The organism is Actinobacillus delphinicola (assembly GCF_900638385.1).
GTDB classification, from domain to species: Bacteria; Pseudomonadota; Gammaproteobacteria; order Enterobacterales; family Pasteurellaceae; genus Actinobacillus_C; species Actinobacillus_C delphinicola.
This window is the reverse complement of sequence record NZ_LR134510.1, coordinates 149,079-169,082: the sequence shown is the minus strand read 5'-3', so window position 1 is coordinate 169,082 and position 20,004 is coordinate 149,079. Positions and strand designations below refer to the sequence as shown.

Here is a 20,004-nt window from a genome sequence, read left to right as displayed (position 1 = left end):
CATTTATGCGATTTCTCGTTTTCTTCGATTTACCTGTCACAACTAGAGCAAAACGAAAAGCAGCGAACCGTTTTCGTATTTTTCTTCAAAAGGACGATTATCAAATGATGCAATTTTCTGTATATAGCCGTATTCTGCGAGGCCAGGATAGCCAGGAAAAACATCTAAAACGGATTCAAGAGCGATTACCGAAAGAGGGTTCTGTGCGTGTTTTATTGATTACGGAAAAACAATATACAGGGATGCAACTTTTGGTCGGTGATAAACGGCCAAATGAAAAGAAAATAACTAGCGATCAACTGCTACTTTTTTAATCTGAATAATAAATCAAATGCTGATTTTTTATCCTTTAAAAGGCATCAAATAGTGGTAAAAGTATGATTTATGAAAGGCTAAAATATCTTTAGTAATGACGTTTTTTTACAAAAAAAATCGCAAAATCGGGAAGAAATTTCCAAAATTTTGCGATTTTTTATTTAATAAATTGCCTATAACTCATTGAAAATAATATGTTATTTGCAAGGGTATTGTAACACAGTAAAATGAGAAAGGGAGTTACAACCAACAATGGCAAACACTCTCCCGCTTGTTAATTGTAACACAGTAAAATGAGAAAGGGAGTTACAACCCAAAAACAGAAACGGAATATCTATTAGAAATTGTAACACAGTAAAATGAGAAAGGGAGTTACAACCAAGCGTGTACACAAAAACAATGCCGTGTAATTGTAACACAGTAAAATGAGAAAGGGAGTTACAACTAATAGAGCTTTATCGTGCCCGTTTATCAGATTGTAACACAGTAAAATGAGAAAGGGAGTTACAACTTCGGAAAAGGCTTTATCGCAGTTTTGCCTATTGTAACACAGTAAAATGAGAAAGGGAGTTACAACGTTCGCGTGGTTAATGTTCGTACGATTGAGATTGTAACACAGTAAAATGAGAAAGGGAGTTACAACCAACAAGGCTAATTGCCTCATCTAAAGTTTATTGTAACACAGTAAAATGAGAAAGGGAGTTACAACTAAGGTGATAGCCTCACCCTCTTTTTTATTATTGTAACACAGTAAAATGAGAAAGGGAGTTACAACAAAATCGTACTTAAGCCCTTTCGTTTTATTATTGTAACACAGCAAAATGAGAAAGGGAGTTACAACTATAAGAGTTTTGACGGTGAAAATGCTCAGATTGTAACACAGCAAAATGAGAAAGGGAGTTACAACGGCGATAAAGCAACAGGTCGCAAGCATGACATTGTAACACAGCAAAATGAGAAAGAGTGTTACAATTATAAAGTTAGGGTTATTTTATTAATATACTAGGTCAAAACCAGTTGTAGTAATACACTTCATTACCATTTTCAATTTGTTGTTTTGCAGATTTAAAAAGAAGAGTAGTAAGTTCGCGCTCAGTAAGATTTTGGTCTCCCTCATATACTTTTTCATCTCTACACATCGCACCAGTTATGCATTGATGGATGATGGTATCACAGTCGTTTAATGATACTTTTAAAAAAATACAGTTATTATTTCTCTGGGCTAGATCACTATCTTCACAAGTCTCTATAAGCTCAGACCACTTTTCTTCAAAATATTCGCTAATATCCTCATTTCCCCGCATATAAGCTTCATCTATTTCTCGATCTAGTGCTTCCTTTTGTAGTGTGAGAGGCTGGAGGGCATCATATAATGGACTTTCTATTGATTCATCCTCTTCCTCATAATCATCCTCGTCATCTTCATTTATCGTAAAGCTAAAGCCTGTTAAATTATTATCAGTTGAGAGGTATTCCACCCCATTTGCTTGCGTATATCGTGCTTTTTCTTCACGAAATTTAGCTTTTTCAATTTGATATAACCATATATCTAGTCCCATAAATTATCTCCTAATTAGTTGATTTTATTAAATTAATAAGTTAATTGCCATAATGGTCTATATTTCGATAATTATATCATTTTTTATAAAAATTAAATGGGATTTTATTAACTATTAAATTTTTTTTAAGTATTCGAGTTAAATAAATTATTTGATTTTATATTGTTATAAATCATAATTTTATGAAAATAATTTATTTTGCTAATCTTCCAAATATTTGCTATTTTTTGAACGCAAAAAATCAAAATAAGGGGTTTATTTTGTTAGAGAATGTTTATTTTTGGATATGCGTTGGTTTAATTTTGCTGATTTCTGAAATTGTAGTGTCAGGTGTTTTTCTAATGTGGTTTGGTCTTGCAGCTTTAGCGATGAGTGCGAGTATTGGGCTTTCTACATTAGGTTTTATTAATCATCCGCTAAGTATTTTAGAAATCATTCTGTTATTTGTATTCTATTCTTTTATTTTTGTATGGCTTGGGCGGAAGATTTATGGAACTAAGCCAAATAAAGAGGAGCAGCCTTTGGATTATCTTGTCGGTAAGACGGGTGAAGTAAAACGCATTATCGGGCTAAATGATAAGGATGGAGAAGTCTTTACTGATGTTGAAGCCAGATTGATTGATACAATTTGGATTGTCCACGTTAAAGGTAATTTAAAAGGGCTAGATTTAGCAAGTAAACCGCATATTATTATCACCAAGACTTATAGAAACTGGGTGGAAGGTGAATTAGTAATTACGACTGATGAGTAGAGGATAAGAATGAATTTAGATGATAGTTTCGTTACACTTTTTTTAAGTATTATTATTTTATGTTTTGCGATTGCTATTTTAAAATCAATTGTGAAAATTGTTCCACAATCAGAGGAATGGACAGTTTTACGTTTGGGAAAATTTGAAAAAATTCTAACGTCAGGTATTCATGTGATTGTGCCATTTATTGAGCGTGTTGATCGAAAAATTTCTACAAAGGAAACAGTAGTTGAAGTATCTGATTTAACTGCATTTTCAAAAGATAATGCGAGCGTGAAAGTCAGTGCAAATATTTTCTTTAAAATTGTTGATGCGAAAAAAGCGTGTTATGACGTACAAGATTTGCAAAAAACATTAGAAACCATTGTATCAACTAACTTAAGAACTCTTGTTGGTTCGCTTACCGTGGAAGATTTGATGTCAAAACGTGATACGATTAATCAAGGTGTTTTAACCATTGTTAATGAGGCATCGGAACAATGGGGTGTTAAAGTATTGCGTGTTGAATTACAGAATATGGAATTGCCACAAAAATTGACAGAAGCGATGCACCGCCAAATGGAAGCAGATCGTGAAAAACGTCAAGCAATTATTGAGGCAGAAGGGGAACGCCAATCTACGATTGAAAAAGCCGAAGGGCAAAAACAAGAGGCAATTTTAAAAGCGCAAGCTGAAAAAGAACGGGTTGTGTTAGAGGCAGAAGCGGAAAAACAACAATTGATTCTGAAAGCAGAAGCGGAAAGACAACAAGCTTTCTTGCAAGCAGAAGCAAAAGAACGTTTAGCTCAAGCTGAAGCGAAATCAGTTGAAATGATTTCAGCCGCGATTAAACAAGGTGAATTAAGTGCATTAAATTATGATATTGCCCAAAAATACACTGCAGCGTTACAGGCTATTGGCGAATCAGAAAATGCAAAAGTCGTATTACTCCCGAATGAGTTTTCTAAGCTAAGTGGTTCAATCGCTGGAATAAGTGAGATTTTTCAAGAAATGAAAAAATAAAGATGTAACATGAGTAAACTGCGACTGTAAAAGGTCGCAGTTTTTATTTATGATTAATTTTCATCTTGTAAGCCTAAATAAGGCATAATGCGAGATGAAATTTCAGTAAAGGTGGGGATATTCTCAGAAGTACCATCATAACAGAAACGTAGCGTTGGGATTCCTGCATTTTTAAAAAGGAGATCACGCTTAGTGTCATTGAGAAGATTGTTTTCGTGAGAAGGATCGTCCAATTCAATAATAAGAAGGGGATTCAGAGAACTGTCTGCAAGAATAAAATCAACACGTTGAGCTGTTTTCATTAATGAATTTTTTAATTGTATTTCCCATTGATATTCATTTTCATTTTCTAAGGCAATTTTTTTATTTAAGTGGAAAAATTTAGCGTAATCCTCTTTAGGAATAAAATGCTTTGGTTTTATGATTTCAATAAAGGGAACTTGGGCGAGTAGGAAAAAATCTTCCTCATAGTGATACTTAATTTCTCGGCATAGACGACATAGTGTAATGTAAAAGTATTGTTCATTACGTGTTAAAATTGGTTTCTTTTCAAAGAAATTATTGTATGAATAAATATCTAATTTATTCTCAAATGGTCTTTTTTCTTTCTTTTCAATATAAACAATCTTTTCTTCTCGAATAATTTGAGGTTTATAGATAATTTCTTTCTGAATTTTTTTAGGATAAATAAAATGGAAAAGGCATTTTATTAAACTATAAAAAATTAAAGACGTTATCCCGCCAATCATTAAAGCATGGATTGGATGTAGATGATAAATTTCTCTGGTTAATTCTTTAAATATATACATAGGTTGTGTTTCATACAAAATAAATACTAACATTATAAAATATGATCAAAAAGTTAACAATAAATACACAATTCGTTTTATAATACCTCTAAATATGTACACTTTCTGTAAGAGGTCACTAATGAGCAAAATTACTTATCGGAGAATTATTTATAACCATTTATTTTTAAAGGAAAATTTTGTTATGGCTTTTGTTGCATTTAGTGCAACATCTGCCTTTGCGAATGTATCAACATTTAGACAGGAAATGAATATCTCAGCAGATAAAAATGTTAATGATGTGTTAATGCATAGAGATGAACATTTAGCAACAGTAGAAAATGAGAGTATAGGGCAAGATCCGTTACAAGTTTTGTGGAATGAAATAAAGAAAAATCATTCGACAATTACTGTTGATACAGATGATATGGACCATGGAACACAAAGATTTGAATTACATGATCCCGTTCGAGCGGAAACGAATAATAAAACGGGGCGTTTTGATGATGTAAAACTTCCACAATATCATTCAGATGATCCAGATGATTCATATGATCCTGATGATGAAGATGTAAGCTCTTCATCAACGGATACGCAGAGTACTGGCTGTGATCCAGATTGTGCATATGTGAAAAATAATGCAGATCCAGATAATTATCCATTGAATCATCAGCCGCTAGGCATTTATGGATCTGATACGAATATTCATACGGATATTGGGACTTTACCAGCGAAAGATAGTACCAATTCTAATAAAAATAAGAATCCACATTTAAAAGGCGTGGTAATAACGTTAAACCATAATTTGGACTTAGGTTTCAATGGTAGCGTAGCGATAGGAAAAAGCAAAATTCAAAATGGTCGTTTAACTGTTGGAGAAACTGAGATTCAAGATGGTAGTGTAAGTGTGAGTGTGGATGGACCTAAAATCACCAAGCAAGGTATTGATAGCGCAAATAAAAAAATCACACATGTTGCTGATGGCATCATTTCGCCAACTTCACAAGACGCAGTAACAGGGCGCCAGCTTTATCATTTTCGTCAATTAATTAATCGTCCTGTAATGCCTGATTTAACTCAAGTCAATCTGCGGATAGCACACACTGATTATCAATTAGGATATTTAAATCGTGAAATGGTGCATCTAAATCAAAGGATTAAATATTTGAATCAAAAAGTAGATGCTTATGACAAGCGTGCAGAACGAGGTATTGCAACAGCAATGGCAATGTCAGGACTACCACAACCGACGATGGCTGGGGATTCAATGATGGCAGTTGCTGGTTCGGAATATCATGGACATTCTAGTATTGCGATTGGCTATTCAGAAGTTTCTGATAATGATAAAGAAGTCTTGAAATTTGATACCGCCACAAACCTTGATGGGAAAAGTGATATCGCTGCAACAATTGGTTACGGTTACCAGTGGTAAGGCATCTAAAATAAGAAAACCGCAATGAGGATTGCGGTTTTTTATTATTAAATGTTGTAATCCCGAAAATGAGAAAGGGAGTTACAAATTGGATAGTATTAATTAGATTTTATACTATCCATAGGTTTTAATTTCTTTACTTAAAAAGCATATAAAGACTACGCATAAAATTACATGTTAGAATAATAACATCTAACAATAAAATATATCTATTCATAGCTTACCTCCTTTTAGAAAAGTTAAAGAAATCAATTATATAATATTTTATATTGGATATAAATATTACAAATAAGATAGCGTATATTTCCTTGCAATTTATTTTGATTAACGCTATATATTCAAAATAATTATCTTACGATTAAGGAATTTTTTATGATAAAAGCAATAACAACAGGTGCTGTGATTGTGGTGCTTTCTGGGAGTGTTTTAGCTGAGGGAATGGCTATTACAAAGCAACCGATGGCGAAGGAGATGAATACGCCTGCGGTGAATCAAAAGGTGCGTGCGATTTTAGCGCAGAAAGAAATTGATTTACCTGCGAGTTTAAGTTGTAAAAAGGCAATGCAGGCGAAGATGATTTATCGTTTGCAAGGGGATAATTTTGCTCAGGTAGTGCAAATGCCATATCCGACACAGATTGTCTTTGTAAAAGCTGAGGCACCTTATAATCAAGTTGCGCTAGATCTTGCGGGAATCGATCAAACGAAGTTACTGTATTTATCGAAAGGTAAGAAATTCGTCGCCTTTGCTGAACAACAAAAGAAAACGCCTTATGATAAAAAAGGGTTAGTTTTTCATTATCAAGATTACTTATACACGCTTGGTGAAGTGAAAGGCAATGGCATTAAGCTTATGTTGGGCGAATGTACGGCGACGTTAAAAGATAAAGCGGAGAAAGCCTATATGGCGGATATTCAACAAAAAATGCAGTACTTGTCTGATCATCGACAAAGCGATGCGGCACAGGCTTTTATCAAAGCTGAACAGGAAAAAGCTGCAGCAGCCAGAAAAGCATTAAAGGCAGAATTAGCCCAAAAGATGAAAGGATAATATAAAAAAGCTCGGTTTTTGCCGAGCTTTTCTTTTATCACGCCCCGATTTTCGAGGAAATTTATGTGATTTATCCGTTTTGTCTTACGCAGAACGTGAAGCTGGATTGTAATCCAATGGTTTTTTTCTTAATACAAATTGCCATACGTGGATATCGCGTGCACGGAAAGCACCCGCACAAGAAAGTAGATAGTATTTCCACATGCGATAGAAACGCTCATCATATTTGTTCGGATATTCTTTTTGAATACGATCCCACGCTTTGTCAAAGTTTTTAAACCATGCCATTAAAGTGTAATCGTAGTGCACACCGATATTTTGTACGTCATCTACGATGAAGTAACCTTCAAGGGCTGAGGTCACTTGCGCCATACTTGGAATGTAACCATTTGGGAAAATGTATTTCGTAATCCAAGGATCGGCGTCATCGGTTGTGATGTTATGACCGATAGTGTGGAGTAGGAAAGTGCCATTATCTTTTAGGAAACCTGATGCAGCTTTGAAATAGTCTTGATAGTTTTTTGGACCAACGTGTTCAAACATACCAATACTGCAAAGTTTGTCATAAGGTTGTTCTGGTTTATAAAGACGGTAATCTTCTAAGATAAAGTGAACTTTATCTTGTAAACCCGCTTCTTTAATGCGTTCTTCGCCGAGTTTCATTTGTTCGCTTGAAAGGGTAAGACCATCGCATGACACGCCAAAATGTTCTGCTGCGTATAAGATAAAACTTGCCCAACCGCAACCGATATCAAGTACACGTTCACCTGGCTTGAGATCGAGTTTACGGCAAACGAGATCTAATTTTGCATCTTGAGCGCGTTCTAAATCTTCATGAACTTCATCTTGGAAGTAACCGCAAGAATAAGCCATGTTTTTATCAAGCATTGCGGTGAATAATTCATTACCAAGATTATAGTGGGCAGGCACATCTTTTTTTACGCGGGCGATACTTTGAGGATTGAGGAGAGATTTGATTTTGCTTTTGCCGAGTTCTAATCCGGCGTTGATTTTTAATTTGAGATTAAGTTTGCTTTCTAAGTCTGCTTGGAGGATTTTACAAATTAATTCGTCAATAGCTTCACAATTCCACCATCCATCCATGTAGGCTTCACCGAGACCTAAGTTTCTATCTTCTAAGACTCGGTTATAAAAACGATCGTCAAGAACTTGAATATCAAAAGGGCGAGAACCATTAATTTCTATATCTGCTAATGCTAATAACTCTTTAACAATTTCTTTGCTTGAAGCCATAATATTCTCCTATTTTAAGAAAATTGTATATCTAATTAATACTATTAATTCGAACAATATTTTTAGTTACGAATTATCGTGGGAAAGTCCCACATCTAAAAAACGGAAAATGAGCGCACTCATTTCGTGCTCGCAATTCTACTCCTAACTAAAAACATTGCAACGTGTAACAGAATTATAACGTTTAATTTATAGCTAAAAACAATGGTTTACTATGAAAAACTAGATGAAAAGAGGATAAAATGTTAAAATATTGAATGTAAAATAATCTTGTAAGTAGATTGGATAAAAAAATACTTGTTTTTATTAAAAAATATCGTTATTATTCACCACGTTTTACGACCGTAGCTCAGTTGGTTAGAGCATCACCTTGACATGGTGGGGGTCGGTGGTTCGAGTCCACTCGGTCGTACCAATCTTATTTCTTATCATTTTTCATATCTTTTTTTATTTCCAAATTTAAAAGAATATTCAAAACGCCACTTTTAAAAATTATTTACATTTTTTAAACAATTGTGTAATTTATCATACTCTTTTTATGTAGAATAGATAAGTATATTTGCTCGAATAAAATAGCGCCCCAATTTTCAAAAAATTTTATGAAAATTGAGGCGTTAGCTATTTATGTAAATGCATTTCTTGAGGAGAAACTGCTTTAGCTTTGATATTTAGGGTTTCACCATTATCAAAGAAAAGTGTCACTGGGAAAGTTGAACCTACAGCGATTGGATGAGTCAAATCATAAACCATGATATGCATACCGCCGTATTTTAATTTTGTTTCGCCATGTGCGGGAACAGGAATTTCAGAAATTGGAGACATGCGTCCGTTTTTCATTCCATGAAGTTCTAAGCGTGCATTGCTCGCAGTTTCTAGCATAACTAGATTAACTTTTTCATTGCCATTATTTTTTAATGTCATATGAATTGCTGTGGGTTGATTTGCTTGGGTAGTCGCCGCAATTGTTGGTTGCTGAACGGTCACTTGAGCAAATAAGAATGCAGGTGCAAGTGCAGCCATCGTGGTGAGTATTTTTTTCATTACGAAAGATTTCTCCTAAAAATTAAACAGTGGGTCTTATTATACGCCAATTAATAGCTAAAAATTACCCGTTTATTACTATTTATATGAATAAATATTGAAAGGCTACTTTTTTTGTAAAAAAAAAGCGTAGAATGTGATTTGGATAATGAATTTATAAATTTTTGATGAGATAAAATTTGTGAGAAAGACACTTCGTTCTTGGTTTAATGGTAAGGTGATTTCTACTTTACCCATTTTTGTTGCGGTAAATTTGGCGGCAATCGTAATATGGTTTTTAGGCGTATCACCGCAAGCTATGCCATTGATTCTAGGTATGATCGGGGCAGGGCTTGTGGATTTAGACGATCGGTTTGTGGGACGCTTAAAAAATATTTGCGTGATGCTTGTTGTTTTCTCGTGTTCTTCTTTTTTAATGCAACTGAGCATTGGGCATAGTATCGCATTTACATTGCTCTTTACGATTATGGCTTTTGTTGTAACCATGTTTGGGGCGATCGGACCACGTTATAGTACGATGGCATTTGGCGCACTTTTGGTTTCTCTTTATACAGTTTTGGTTTATACGCCAACGGTGCCATGGTTTTTAAATCCTATTTTGATTGTCATCGGGGCAATTTTATATAGTCTTAGTTCATTGTGTATCTTCTTTATCTTTCCGAATCGAGCTGTACAAGAAAGTGTGGGCGATGTGTTTGCCGCATTATCAGGATATTTTCTTGAAAAAGCGCAATTTTTCGATCCAGATGATCTAGAAGAGCAGCAACAGCATCAATTACCGTTAGCGATTAAGAATGCACAGGTTATTCAAGCTTTTAACCAATGTCAGGGCATGCTTTTTTATCGTATTCGAGGGCAGCAACGTCGTTCACAGATTATCCGAATGATGAAATATTACTTTGCAGCTCAAGAAATTTTTGAAAGAGTTAGTGCAGATTATTTTGATTATCAAAGCTTTGCCAAAAAACTGAAACATACGGATCTTATCTTTCGTATTCAACGTGTTTTTGAATTACAAGGGCAGGCGTGTGCCGATCTTGCGCAAAGTTTGCAGTTAAATACAAAATACACTTACGATCCCCGTCTTGAACGGACAATGAATGGATTATTACAGGCATTAGAGTTTTATCAAAAATCGCATCCAGTATGTCGAGCTAACCTTTCTGCATTGCAAAGTTTGGTTGAAAGTTTACAAGCGATTGATTGGCAGCTTCGCCATATTAATGTGGCTCAAGATTTGAATGCAGCTTCAAAAGTTGAACTACATCCTGTACAAATTACGGGATTAAAAAATATGTGGACTGCAGTGAAGGGGAATTTTACGTTCAATTCTCCATTATTTCGTCATGCAGTACGTCTTGCGGCAGTCGTTTTCATTAGTTGTCTTATCGTAGAAATCTTTAATTTACACTTGGGTTATTGGATCCTGATGACAGCTATTTTAGTATGTCAGCCAAATCATTATGCAACTAAATTACGTTTAAAACAGCGTATCGGGGGAAGTATTCTTGGGGTGCTTGTCGGATCACTGTTACCGTACATGCAACCAACTTTAGGCTTAGATTTAGGGATCATCGTTTTAACGAGTACGCTTTATTTCTTATTTAGAAGTAATAACTTTAGTTATGCAACATTTTTCATCACAGTACAGGTTCTAGTCAGCTTTTATGTTATGGGCTTTGATATTGAAGATGTTATGTTCTCTCGCATTATGTACACGCTCGGTGGGGCATTTATTGCATTTTTGGCAAGCTCTTACCTTTGGCCAGACTGGAAATATTTTGATTTGCGAAAAACGATTACTCAGTCTTTAAAAGTTGAGGCGAAATATCTTTTATTAATTATTAGCCAATTACAATTTGGTCACTGCGATCAGTTGCAATATCGTTTGGTTCGCCGTAAAGCACAAGATAGCGCAAGCAGTTTGGGGAATTTGGTAAATATTATGAATAATGACCCGAAAAAATATGCGAGTCGTTTACCTGTTGCTTTTGAACTTTTGAAATTAAATTATACATTATTGAGTTATATTTCTGCGTTAGGTGCTTATCGGGATAGCATGGTGAATATTCATCAACCTGTTTATTTTATGTCAAGTTTTTATCCTATTGCGAAAAAAATGGTAGGACTACTTGATAGTTTAGATACGCTTTCAAGTGTGGAATTTGATGAAAAAATGCGGGTGATTCACGAAGGACTTGCCACTTTTAATGAAGAAGAACAGCGCTATAACGAAAATGCTTCAAATACAGAAAGCGATGTGAAATTCTTATTAAGTCAATTAAATTTAATTGGGCAAATTCTTCCATTACTTTATACGGCAATGCATCGTAAAGTGGTGTCAAAAGATGAAGATGCTGCACAAACCACTCAATTGGTAGCAGGTTAATTTTATTGACGTAATCACGTCTCAATTCTCATAATTTTTTATGAAAATTGGGGCGTTTTTTTATTTAAACGATATAGCTATCAAAGAAGATTTGATGAATTGCTTAGATGGCTCAAGCGGCAATGTAGATAAGGTAATTTTGATTCGCAAGTTATTCTAAAGAAGTGATGCCTTTTAAAATGCATAAAAAGGAATGAAAACAGGGGCGTTGTTTTAGTTTAGTGTATGCCGTTATGAAAAATGAGGATAAAAAATATTTCTTTTTTATTTGTTTTTCAGCGTAGGGATAACTTTTATTGAGATGGAGGCAGATTATAAATCGTGAGATAAAAAAAACGGTGCTGCGAACAGCACCAAGGGGAAATGTCCTACTTTAAAATTATTTTTCTGGGCGTACTTTAAATCGAAGTAAGCGGTTTGCGTTAAGAACAACAGTCGTAGAGGATAACGCCATTGCCGCAGCACCAAACATTGGATTCACTAAGATACCCCATAGGGGGTATAATACACCCGCTGCGAGCGGAATACAAATAATATTGTATACAAATGCACCAAATAAATTTTCTTTTATATTGCGGAGAATACCACGAGAAAGAACAAGTGCATCTGCAACCGTATTGATACTCGGATTCATTAAGGTTAATTCTGCTGTTTCAATGGCAACATCAGAGCCTTCACCCATCGCAATACTAACGTCCGCAAGCGCTAATGCTGGTGCATCATTGATACCATCGCCAACCATCACAACTTTACGACCTGCACGTTGAAGATCTTCTACGGTACGTACTTTACCTTCTGGTAAAACGCCTGCAACAACTTCGTCAATGCCTGCTTCTTTAGCAAGATATTCTGCAGTTTTTTGTTGGTCACCAGTTAACATGACAAGGTGGTAACCAAGTGATTTCAAACGAGCGATCGCTTCTTTTGTATCGCTACGAAGCGGATCAGTTACAACAAAGAGTGAGGCTAATTTGCCATCGATAGCGAAGAAAATGACAGTAGAACCATGTTCACTTTCTTGTTCAAATACTTGTTGAGCTACAGATGTATCAACATGTTGATCATTCATAAAGGTTTGGTTACCTAAACAAACGATTTTACCTGCTACTTTACCCATTACACCCAAGCCTTTAAGCGTGGTGAAGTCGTCTAATGTGCCAAGTGTGAGGTTATGTTCTTCTGCACGTTCTACGATTGCACGAGCAAGTGGATGGCTCGCACCTTGTTCTAAGGTGGCTGCAAGTTGTACCACTTGTTCTTCTGTTGCATCGTTATAAAGATGAATAGAAGTAATTTTTGGTTCTGCTTTTGTTAAGGTACCTGTTTTATCAAAGACCAGTGTATCTGCTGTTGCAGCACGTTGTAGGGCATCTGCATTACGAACGAGCACGCCAATTTCAGCCGCACGACCGACCCCAGCAATAATGGACATTGGTGTTGCTAAGCCTAAAGCACATGGGCAAGCGATAATTAATACAGTAGTAAAGATAACTAGGCCATAAGATAAGTGCGGTTCTGGTCCGATAAAGTACCAAATTAATCCTGCTAAAATTGCAATTGAGATAACAGTCGGTACGAAAATGGATGCCACTTTATCCGCTAATTGTCCGATAGGTGGTTTACTGCTTTGTGCTTGACGAACCAGTTTAATAATATTGGCAAGGCGTGTGTGGGAACCTACTTGTTCAGCACGGAAGAGTACAGAACCATCAGTTAATAATGTTCCTGCGCTAACTTTATCTCCGATTTGTTTTTCAATCGCAATAGGTTCACCAGTAAGCATACTTTCATCTAGCCAACCACTACCTTGAGTTACCACACCGTCCACTGGCACACGTTCACCAGTTTGTAAACGAAGGATCATGCCTGCTTGCACTTTAGCAAGTGGAATTTCTTCTTCGCCTTTATCTGTAACTAAAATGGCAGTTGCTGGTGTTAAGTCAAGTAAGCGTTCAAGTGCTTTTGATGATTGTTGTTTACCTTTAAGTTCGAGCATTTTACCGAAGTTGATTAACCCAATAATCATTACGGCGGCATCGAAATAGAGGTGACGAGAGCCTTCAGGGAAGAATGTTGGATCTAGTACCACAAACATGGAATATAACCACGCACTTGCAGTCCCTAAGGTAACGAGGGTATCCATAGTACTGCTTTTTTGGAGAAGATTTTTCCATGCTTTGACGTAGAAGTGTCCACCAGTAATGATCATGATAATTAATACGAAGATACCGACGCTTAACCAAATACCTTCATTAGCGGTGGTGACAGGTTTTTTATCCCAAAAACTCCAACCCATTAGGCTAAATGATACAATAAGTGCTACCGCACTTTGCCAAAGGCGGGTACGAAATTCAATTTGAGCAAGGCGTTGTTGTTTTTCACGGCGACTTTGTTCATCAACCATGACTTCAGCACCGTAACCGATTTTTTCTACGGCTTCAACGAGTGCTTGCGGATTATCATTATGTCCTGTTACAAGTGCGGTATTTTCTGCTAAGTTGACTTGCACTTTAGTGACATTAGGTACTGCCTCTAAGGCTTTTTGTACTTTTAATACGCAAGCTGCACAACTCATACCTTCTAGTAATAATGTTGTCTGATCATCATCATTAGAATCTGCTATCACAGAGTCAGATTGAGCCTGCTCAGCGACAGGCTCAATATTTTTTTCTGTTTCAGATACAGCAGGGTCAGAGACCTCTTGTGATAGCGATTCTACTTTGCACTAGCTAAGGTTGCTTTATAACCTGCTTTTTCAACAGCTGTGATGAGTGCTTCAGGTGAAGCATCGCCTTTAACGATTGCTTTATTAAGAGAAACTTGAACATCACTTACCCCAGGCACAGCTTCAAGTGCTTTCTTGGTTGTACCAACGCAGTGATCACAAGAAAGATCGCTTAAATTTAAAACGATAGTATGATCATCGTTTTCTAATTGAGCTTTATACCCCGCATCTTTGACCGCTTTAATAAGTGCATGTGCATCAACATCGCCTAATACGATAGCTTTATCAATAGTAACATCAGCACTCACAACACCTGGAACAGCTTCTAATGCTTTTTTGGTGCTTGCTACACAATGACCACAAGAAAGTTCACTTAATTTAAGTACGGTTGTTTTCATAATTTACTCCTTAACCAGTGTGATATTTATTGTGAATTGTAAAGACAGGTCATAAATAAACGACCTTCTCGTCTAGATGTGTTGGAGTATAAACCTTGACATTAGGTTAAAGTCAATAGCTGAAAACGAGGAAAAAACGGAATAAGTTTAACTGTATAAAAAATAAACTAAAAATCAAAAAAGTAAACGATATTGATTAATTCTTATTGCAAGCAAAAAAAATCAGGTGTATTTTTTCGTTGCTTTTATTTTTCTATTATTTAAGGAGCATATATGAAAGCAAAAATGATTATGGCTACAAGTGCTGCAGTAGTATTAGCAGCATTTTCAGGTACCGCTCAAGCGGATTCAACTCTTTCAAGCTTTGCATCATCCGTTACTGCAGCGACTGATTCAGCTGTTCATCAAGTTGCCTCTACTGCAAAAGATGCGGCTTCAAAAACTGAAGCTGTCGCAAAAGATATGGCTATGAAAACTGAAGTAGCTGCAAAAGATGTTGCATCTAAAACAGAAAAAGTAGCAAAAAGTGCCGTAACTAAAGCGGAAGATACTGCTAAATCTGCTGCACACGCTGTTGAAAGTAAAATGGACGCAGTAATGCATAAAAAATTAGATGCGGGCATGAAAAAAATGGAAACTCGTATGGCGAAAGGGATGGCTTACAATAATCCAGACTATGCTTTCGCAGCAGGTATGCTTCCACACCACGTTGGTGCAGTAGATATGGCTAAAGTTGAATTACGCTTTGGTAAAGATCCAGAAATGCGTGCTTTAGCAAAAAACATCATTGCCGCTCAGAAAAAAGAAATCAAAGAAATGCACCATTGGCTTAAAAAACACAAAGCATTAGCTTCTCAAAAATCAAGCGATGTGAGTGTTAAAATGCACCAAGAACTTAAAGTAGGCATGGAAAAAATGGATGCAGGCATGATGAAAGGTATGGCATACAATAATCCAGATATCGCTTTCGCAGCAGGTATGCTCCCACATCACGTTGGTGCAGTAGATATGGCTAAAGTAGAATTGGAATATGGTAAAAATCCACAAATGCGTGCTTTAGCAACAAGTATCATTAAATCTCAAACTGCACAAATTAAACAAATGCATGTATGGCTTGGTAAACACGGCGTACAAGAATAATTCATTAACAGTTTGTAAATAAAATGTTAATTAAAAAACCTGACTATTATATGTCAGGTTTTTTTATAAATATTTTCCGAAAATTGGGGCGTGCTTTAAAAAGAACAACGTTCCTCGCCAGTATAAATGCTAGCTCTGTAAGGGCGGGCAAATCCAATGAGTGTTAAATTTGCTTTTTTGGCTACATCAATAGCGAGTTCTGTAGCTGCAGACATTGCGACTAAAATTTCAATGCCGCAACTTGCTGCTTTTTGAACCATTTCATAACTTGCACGGCTACTCACAAGAATAAATCCTTGCGGTGAACCATTTCGGGCATGCCAACCAAGAAGTTTATCTAATGCGATATGACGACCGATATCTTCACGAATGGCAAGAAATTCCCCATTAAGTGTAAAAAAGGCAGCCGCATGGGTAGCGCCCGTTGCTTCACGCATAATTTGTTTTTGATTAAAGATTTCAAGACAGTGATTGAGCAACGTCAGATTAAGTTTATCGTTATGGGGTAGTGGGGTGAGTGGTTTTAAAACTTGTTGTAAGCGTTCGGTTCCACAAATACCACATCCAGTACGACCAGTTAAACTACGACGACGTTCTTTTAAATTTACAAAACAACGTGTAGCCAGTTCAATATTAATTTCAATGCCTTGGCATGTTTCTTCAATATCAATACCGTAAATTTCTTTTGGTGATTGAATAATGTTCTCCGTTAAAGAAAAACCAATAGCGAAATCTTCAAGATCAGAAGGTGAACACATCATAACCGTGTGAGCGATGTCGTTGTATATTAAAGCAACAGGTATTTCTTGAGCAATATTGTCGCTTTGTTCTACTAACTGATAAGAGGGATGAGAATTATTCGTATTTTGTAAAGAGTTTGTTAATACTTTGAAAGAAATAAGTTCCCGTTTAGTGATCGAGATCAAGGTTTTGCCCCCATTAGTCATTAATTTTATTTTGATAAAAGGGTATCATACTTGCGATAAATTTGTGGAATTATTTATTTTCACAAGAATACTAGTTTGATTTATTTTTTAACATTTTACTTAACAGAAATCTACGAATGGAAACGCAATGTTAAATTTGCGTTAAGGAGTATCGAATGCAGGTCACTAGAAGAAAGTTCTTTAAGATCTGTGCTGGTGGTATGGCAGGAACGTCTGTTGCTTTACTTGGTTTCGCACCAGTTGCAGCACTTGCCGCCCCGCGCGAAAATAAACTTATCCGTGCAAAAGAAACACGTCAAACCTGTACATACTGTGCAGTGGGTTGTGGTATGTTGATGTACACCTTAGGTGATAGCTCTATCAACGACCGTACAAAACTTATTCATATTGAAGGGGATCCGGATCATCCAGTTAGCCGTGGTTCACTTTGTCCACGTGGTGCGGGTGCATTAGACTTCGTAAATAGCCCGAATCGTGTTCAATATCCTGAATATCGTGCGCCAGGTTCTGATAAATGGGTTCGTATTTCTTGGGATGAAGCAATTAACCGCATTGCTCGTTTAATGAAAGATGACCGTGATGCAAACTTCCAAGAAAAAAATGCAGAAGGTACCACTGTAAACCGTTGGGTAACAACAGGTATGCTTTGTGCATCCGCAGCAAGTAACGAAACTTGTTGGTTGACTCACAAATGGGGTCGTGCATTAGGTATGGTTGTTATTGATAACCAAGGTAGTACCTGTCACGCACCAACTGTTGCTGCATTAGCGCCAAGTTTTGGTCGTGGTGCAATGACTAACCACTGGGTTGATATCAAAAACGCAAACGTTGTGGTTACCATGGGTTCTAACCCTGCTGAATGTCACCCGGTTGGTTTTAAATGGGTTGTTGAAGCGAAAAAACAAAGTAAAGCAAAATATATTGCAATCGACCCACGTTTTAACCGTAGTGCTGCAGTAGCTGACCATTACATCCCACTTCGTGTTGGTACCGATATCGCATTCTTAATGGGTGCAATCCGTTGGTTATTAAAAAATGACAAAATTCAACATGAATATGTTAAAAACTATACCAATGCGACTTTCTTAATCAACGATGGTTTTGATTTTAAAGATGGTTACTTCACAGGTTATGATGACCATACACGTCACTATGATAAATCTACTTGGACTTATCAATTAGATGCAAGCGGTAATCCAATCCGTGATATGACTATGCAAAACCCACGTTGTGTAATCAATTTATTACGTAAACACGTAGATCGTTATACTCCAGAAATGGTTGAACGTATCACTGGTGTTCCAGCGAAAGATTTCCAATTATTCTGCGAAACAATCGGTGAAACTTCTGCACCAGACAAAACTACAACCTTTATGTATGCATTAGGTTGGACTCAACATACTGTTGGTGTACAAAACATCCGTTCTATCGCGATGATCCAATTACTTCTTGGTAACATCGGTATGGCTGGTGGTGGTGTTAACGCATTACGTGGACACTCAAACGTACAAGGTACAACTGACTTAGGTTTATACCCTCACACATTACCTGCGTACTTAAAATTACCAATCGATCAAGATACAGATTTAAAAACATTCTTAACTCGTACTACACCTGTAACTTTAGGTATTGGTCAAGTTAACTATTGGAAAAATACACCAAAATTCATGGTGAGCTTATTAAAAGCATTCTATGGTGATAATGCGACAGCAGATAACCAATATGGTTTTGATTTCTTACCAAAACGTGATCAAGCATACGATCCAGATCGTTTTATTGATCTAATGTATCACGGTAAAGTAAATGGTTATATTTGCCAAGGTATGAATGCATTAGCATCATTACCAAACAAAAACAAAACAAGTAAGGCATTCCAAAACTTGAAATTCCTTATTGTTATGGATCCAATTAAAACTTCTACTTCTGATTTCTGGCAAAATCACGGTGAAATGAATGACGTAACACCAGCAGATATCAAAACTGAAGTATTCCGCTTACCAACAACCTGTTTTGCGGAAGAAGATGGTTCTATTGCTAACTCTGGTCGTTGGTTACAATGGCACTATAAAGCTGTTCAACCACCATATGAAGCAAAAACTGATAACGAAATTCTTTCATTAATCCGTGCGAAAATGTTAGATCTTTACCGTAAAGAAGGTGGTAAAGGTTTAGAAAGCTTCCAAGCAATGCAATGGAACTATGAAAACCCATTACGTCCAACTGCACATGAACTTGCAAAAGAAAACAATGGTTATGCGTTAGAAGATCTTTACGACAAAAACGGCAAACTTATTGCTAAAAAAGGTCAACTTCTTTCTACATTCGGTCATTTACGTGATGACGGTACAACCATGGCAGGTTGCTGGATCTATACTGGTCAATGGACTGAAAAAGGTAACCAAATGGAAAACCGTGATAACGCAGACCCATCTGGTTTAGGTAATACCTTAGGTTGGTCTTTCGCATGGCCTCTAAACCGTCGTATCCTTTATAACCGTGCAAGTGCTGACTTAGCAGGTAAACCATGGAATGCAGATCGTCAATTAGTACGTTGGAATGGTACTAACTGGAACTATATTGACGTGGCTGACTTCGGTAATGCGCCACCAAATACACCAACAATGCCATTCATCATGCAACCAGATGGTGCAGGTGCGTTATTTGCATTGAATCGTATTAATGATGGTCCGATGCCTGAACACTATGAACCGATGGAAACACCAATTGGTACAAACCCATTACATCCGAATGTTATTCATAATCCGGTTGTACGTGTATTACCAACAGATAAAGATTCATTTGGTACAGCGAAAGATTTCCCATATGCGGCGACAACTTACGGTATCACTGAATTATTCCACTGCTGGACTGGACAAGCATTACTTAACGTAATCTGCCAACCACAACAATTCGTGGAAGTAGGTGCTGATCTTGCGAAAGAAAAAGGCATCAAAGAAGGTGATAAAGTTAAAGTTATGTCTAAACGTGGCTTTATGAAAGGGGTTGCAGTTGTAACCAAACGTTTACGTCCATTACATGTAAATGGCATGCTCGTACATCAAATTGGTATTCCGACACCTTGGAGCTTTAATACTGTAGGTAAGAAAGGCTTTATTGCTAATACACTTACCCCATCAGTTGGGGATGCGAATACGCAAACTCCGGAATATAAAGCATTCCTTGTTAACATCGAGAAAGTAGAGGGCTAACCA

General features: G+C 36.5%; 15 protein-coding genes, 1 tRNA gene and 1 CRISPR repeat array. Of the genes, 9 read left to right on the top strand and 7 right to left on the bottom strand.

Annotated features, from left to right (window positions below; all coding sequences use genetic code 11):
* Positions 1–5 precede the first annotated feature (5 nt).
* Entirely contained in the window at positions 6–314 is a 309-nt protein-coding gene (gene cas2 / locus EL259_RS00765; RefSeq protein WP_232019054.1) for a CRISPR-associated endonuclease Cas2, read from the top strand.
* Between the two features lie 212 nt (positions 315–526).
* Positions 527–1,288: direct repeats of the CRISPR family, unit length 36 nt; unit sequence ATTGTAACACAGTAAAATGAGAAAGGGAGTTACAAC.
* A 34-nt stretch (positions 1,289–1,322) separates the two neighbouring features.
* Here the strand turns inward: cas2 and EL259_RS00760 are convergent.
* On the bottom strand, positions 1,323–1,874 hold the full coding sequence (locus tag EL259_RS00760) for a hypothetical protein (RefSeq protein ID WP_126598086.1): 552 nt from the start codon (positions 1,872–1,874) through the stop codon (positions 1,323–1,325).
* A gap of 260 nt (positions 1,875–2,134) precedes the next feature.
* Between EL259_RS00760 and EL259_RS00755 the strand changes: the two genes are divergently transcribed.
* Positions 2,135–2,626 (top strand): NfeD family protein, encoded by a 492-nt coding sequence (locus EL259_RS00755; RefSeq protein ID WP_172594199.1) that lies wholly within the window; start codon positions 2,135–2,137, stop codon positions 2,624–2,626.
* Positions 2,627–2,635: 9 nt separating this feature from the next.
* Complete coding sequence (locus EL259_RS00750; protein WP_126598082.1) at positions 2,636–3,628, top strand: SPFH domain-containing protein; 993 nt, start codon at positions 2,636–2,638, stop codon at positions 3,626–3,628.
* Between the two features lie 53 nt (positions 3,629–3,681).
* On the opposite strand, the gene EL259_RS00745 is transcribed toward EL259_RS00750, so the two are convergent.
* Positions 3,682–4,470: a DUF2726 domain-containing protein gene (locus EL259_RS00745; protein WP_126598080.1), complete on the bottom strand. Its 789-nt coding sequence runs from the start codon at positions 4,468–4,470 to the stop codon at positions 3,682–3,684.
* A 151-nt stretch (positions 4,471–4,621) separates the two neighbouring features.
* Here EL259_RS00745 and EL259_RS00740 point away from each other — a divergent pair, with 151 nt between their 5' ends.
* On the top strand, positions 4,622–5,848 hold the full coding sequence (locus EL259_RS00740) for a YadA family autotransporter adhesin (RefSeq protein ID WP_172594198.1): 1,227 nt from the start codon (positions 4,622–4,624) through the stop codon (positions 5,846–5,848).
* Between the two features lie 372 nt (positions 5,849–6,220).
* On the top strand, positions 6,221–6,898 hold the full coding sequence (locus EL259_RS00735) for a hypothetical protein (protein ID WP_126598076.1): 678 nt from the start codon (positions 6,221–6,223) through the stop codon (positions 6,896–6,898).
* Positions 6,899–6,982: 84 nt separating this feature from the next.
* Here the strand turns inward: EL259_RS00735 and cfa are convergent, their stop codons facing one another.
* Positions 6,983–8,152, bottom strand: coding sequence for a cyclopropane fatty acyl phospholipid synthase (gene cfa, locus EL259_RS00730; RefSeq protein ID WP_126598074.1), 1,170 nt, complete (start codon positions 8,150–8,152; stop codon positions 6,983–6,985).
* 338 nt (positions 8,153–8,490) lie between these two features.
* Between cfa and EL259_RS00725 the strand changes: the two genes are divergently transcribed.
* Positions 8,491–8,567, top strand: a tRNA-Val gene (locus EL259_RS00725).
* 203 nt (positions 8,568–8,770) lie between these two features.
* On the opposite strand, the gene EL259_RS00720 is transcribed toward EL259_RS00725, so the two are convergent.
* Positions 8,771–9,193: a copper chaperone PCu(A)C gene (locus tag EL259_RS00720; protein ID WP_126598072.1), complete on the bottom strand. Its 423-nt coding sequence runs from the start codon at positions 9,191–9,193 to the stop codon at positions 8,771–8,773.
* A gap of 181 nt (positions 9,194–9,374) precedes the next feature.
* Between EL259_RS00720 and yccS the strand changes: the two genes are divergently transcribed.
* Positions 9,375–11,582: a YccS family putative transporter gene (yccS, locus tag EL259_RS00715; protein WP_126598070.1), complete on the top strand. Its 2,208-nt coding sequence runs from the start codon at positions 9,375–9,377 to the stop codon at positions 11,580–11,582.
* A 379-nt stretch (positions 11,583–11,961) separates the two neighbouring features.
* Here the strand turns inward: yccS and EL259_RS00710 are convergent, their stop codons facing one another.
* Both EL259_RS00710 and EL259_RS08660 read right to left on the bottom strand, forming a co-directional pair.
* On the bottom strand, positions 11,962–14,157 hold the full coding sequence (locus tag EL259_RS00710) for a heavy metal translocating P-type ATPase (RefSeq protein WP_126600791.1): 2,196 nt from the start codon (positions 14,155–14,157) through the stop codon (positions 11,962–11,964).
* Between the two features lie 140 nt (positions 14,158–14,297).
* Positions 14,298–14,705, bottom strand: coding sequence for a cation transporter (locus EL259_RS08660; RefSeq protein WP_126598068.1), 408 nt, complete (start codon positions 14,703–14,705; stop codon positions 14,298–14,300).
* Positions 14,706–14,978: 273 nt separating this feature from the next.
* On the opposite strand from EL259_RS08660, the gene copM reads away from it, so the two are divergent.
* A complete protein-coding gene (copM, locus tag EL259_RS00700) occupies positions 14,979–15,845 on the top strand; it encodes a CopM family metallochaperone (protein ID WP_126598066.1) in 867 nt (288 codons plus the stop codon).
* Between the two features lie 95 nt (positions 15,846–15,940).
* On the opposite strand, the gene fdhD is transcribed toward copM, so the two are convergent.
* Complete coding sequence (fdhD, locus tag EL259_RS00695; protein ID WP_126598064.1) at positions 15,941–16,792, bottom strand: formate dehydrogenase accessory sulfurtransferase FdhD; 852 nt, start codon at positions 16,790–16,792, stop codon at positions 15,941–15,943.
* Between the two features lie 155 nt (positions 16,793–16,947).
* Here fdhD and fdnG point away from each other — a divergent pair, with 155 nt between their 5' ends.
* A complete protein-coding gene (gene fdnG / locus EL259_RS00690) occupies positions 16,948–20,001 on the top strand; it encodes a formate dehydrogenase-N subunit alpha (RefSeq protein ID WP_126598062.1) in 3,054 nt (1,017 codons plus the stop codon).
* Positions 20,002–20,004 lie beyond the last annotated feature (3 nt).

Excerpts from the sequence above, each read along its gene's own strand:
- cas2 (WP_232019054.1), top strand. The coding sequence starts at position 6 with ATGCGATTTCTCGTTTTCTTCGATTTACCTGTCACAACTAGAGCAAAA.
- EL259_RS00760 (WP_126598086.1), bottom strand. The coding sequence starts at position 1,874 with ATGGGACTAGATATATGGTTATATCAAATTGAAAAAGCTAAATTTCGT.
- EL259_RS00750 (WP_126598082.1), top strand. The coding sequence starts at position 2,636 with ATGAATTTAGATGATAGTTTCGTTACACTTTTTTTAAGTATTATTATT.
- EL259_RS00745 (WP_126598080.1), bottom strand. The coding sequence starts at position 4,470 with ATGTTAGTATTTATTTTGTATGAAACACAACCTATGTATATATTTAAA.
- EL259_RS00740 (WP_172594198.1), top strand. The coding sequence starts at position 4,622 with ATGGCTTTTGTTGCATTTAGTGCAACATCTGCCTTTGCGAATGTATCA.
- EL259_RS00735 (WP_126598076.1), top strand. The coding sequence starts at position 6,221 with ATGATAAAAGCAATAACAACAGGTGCTGTGATTGTGGTGCTTTCTGGG.
- cfa (WP_126598074.1), bottom strand. The coding sequence starts at position 8,152 with ATGGCTTCAAGCAAAGAAATTGTTAAAGAGTTATTAGCATTAGCAGAT.
- EL259_RS00720 (WP_126598072.1), bottom strand. The coding sequence starts at position 9,193 with ATGAAAAAAATACTCACCACGATGGCTGCACTTGCACCTGCATTCTTA.
- EL259_RS00710 (WP_126600791.1), bottom strand. The coding sequence starts at position 14,157 with ATGAGTTGTGCAGCTTGCGTATTAAAAGTACAAAAAGCCTTAGAGGCA.
- EL259_RS08660 (WP_126598068.1), bottom strand. The coding sequence starts at position 14,705 with ATGAAAACAACCGTACTTAAATTAAGTGAACTTTCTTGTGGTCATTGT.
- copM (WP_126598066.1), top strand. The coding sequence starts at position 14,979 with ATGAAAGCAAAAATGATTATGGCTACAAGTGCTGCAGTAGTATTAGCA.
- fdhD (WP_126598064.1), bottom strand. The coding sequence starts at position 16,792 with ATGACTAATGGGGGCAAAACCTTGATCTCGATCACTAAACGGGAACTT.
- fdnG (WP_126598062.1), top strand. The coding sequence starts at position 16,948 with ATGCAGGTCACTAGAAGAAAGTTCTTTAAGATCTGTGCTGGTGGTATG.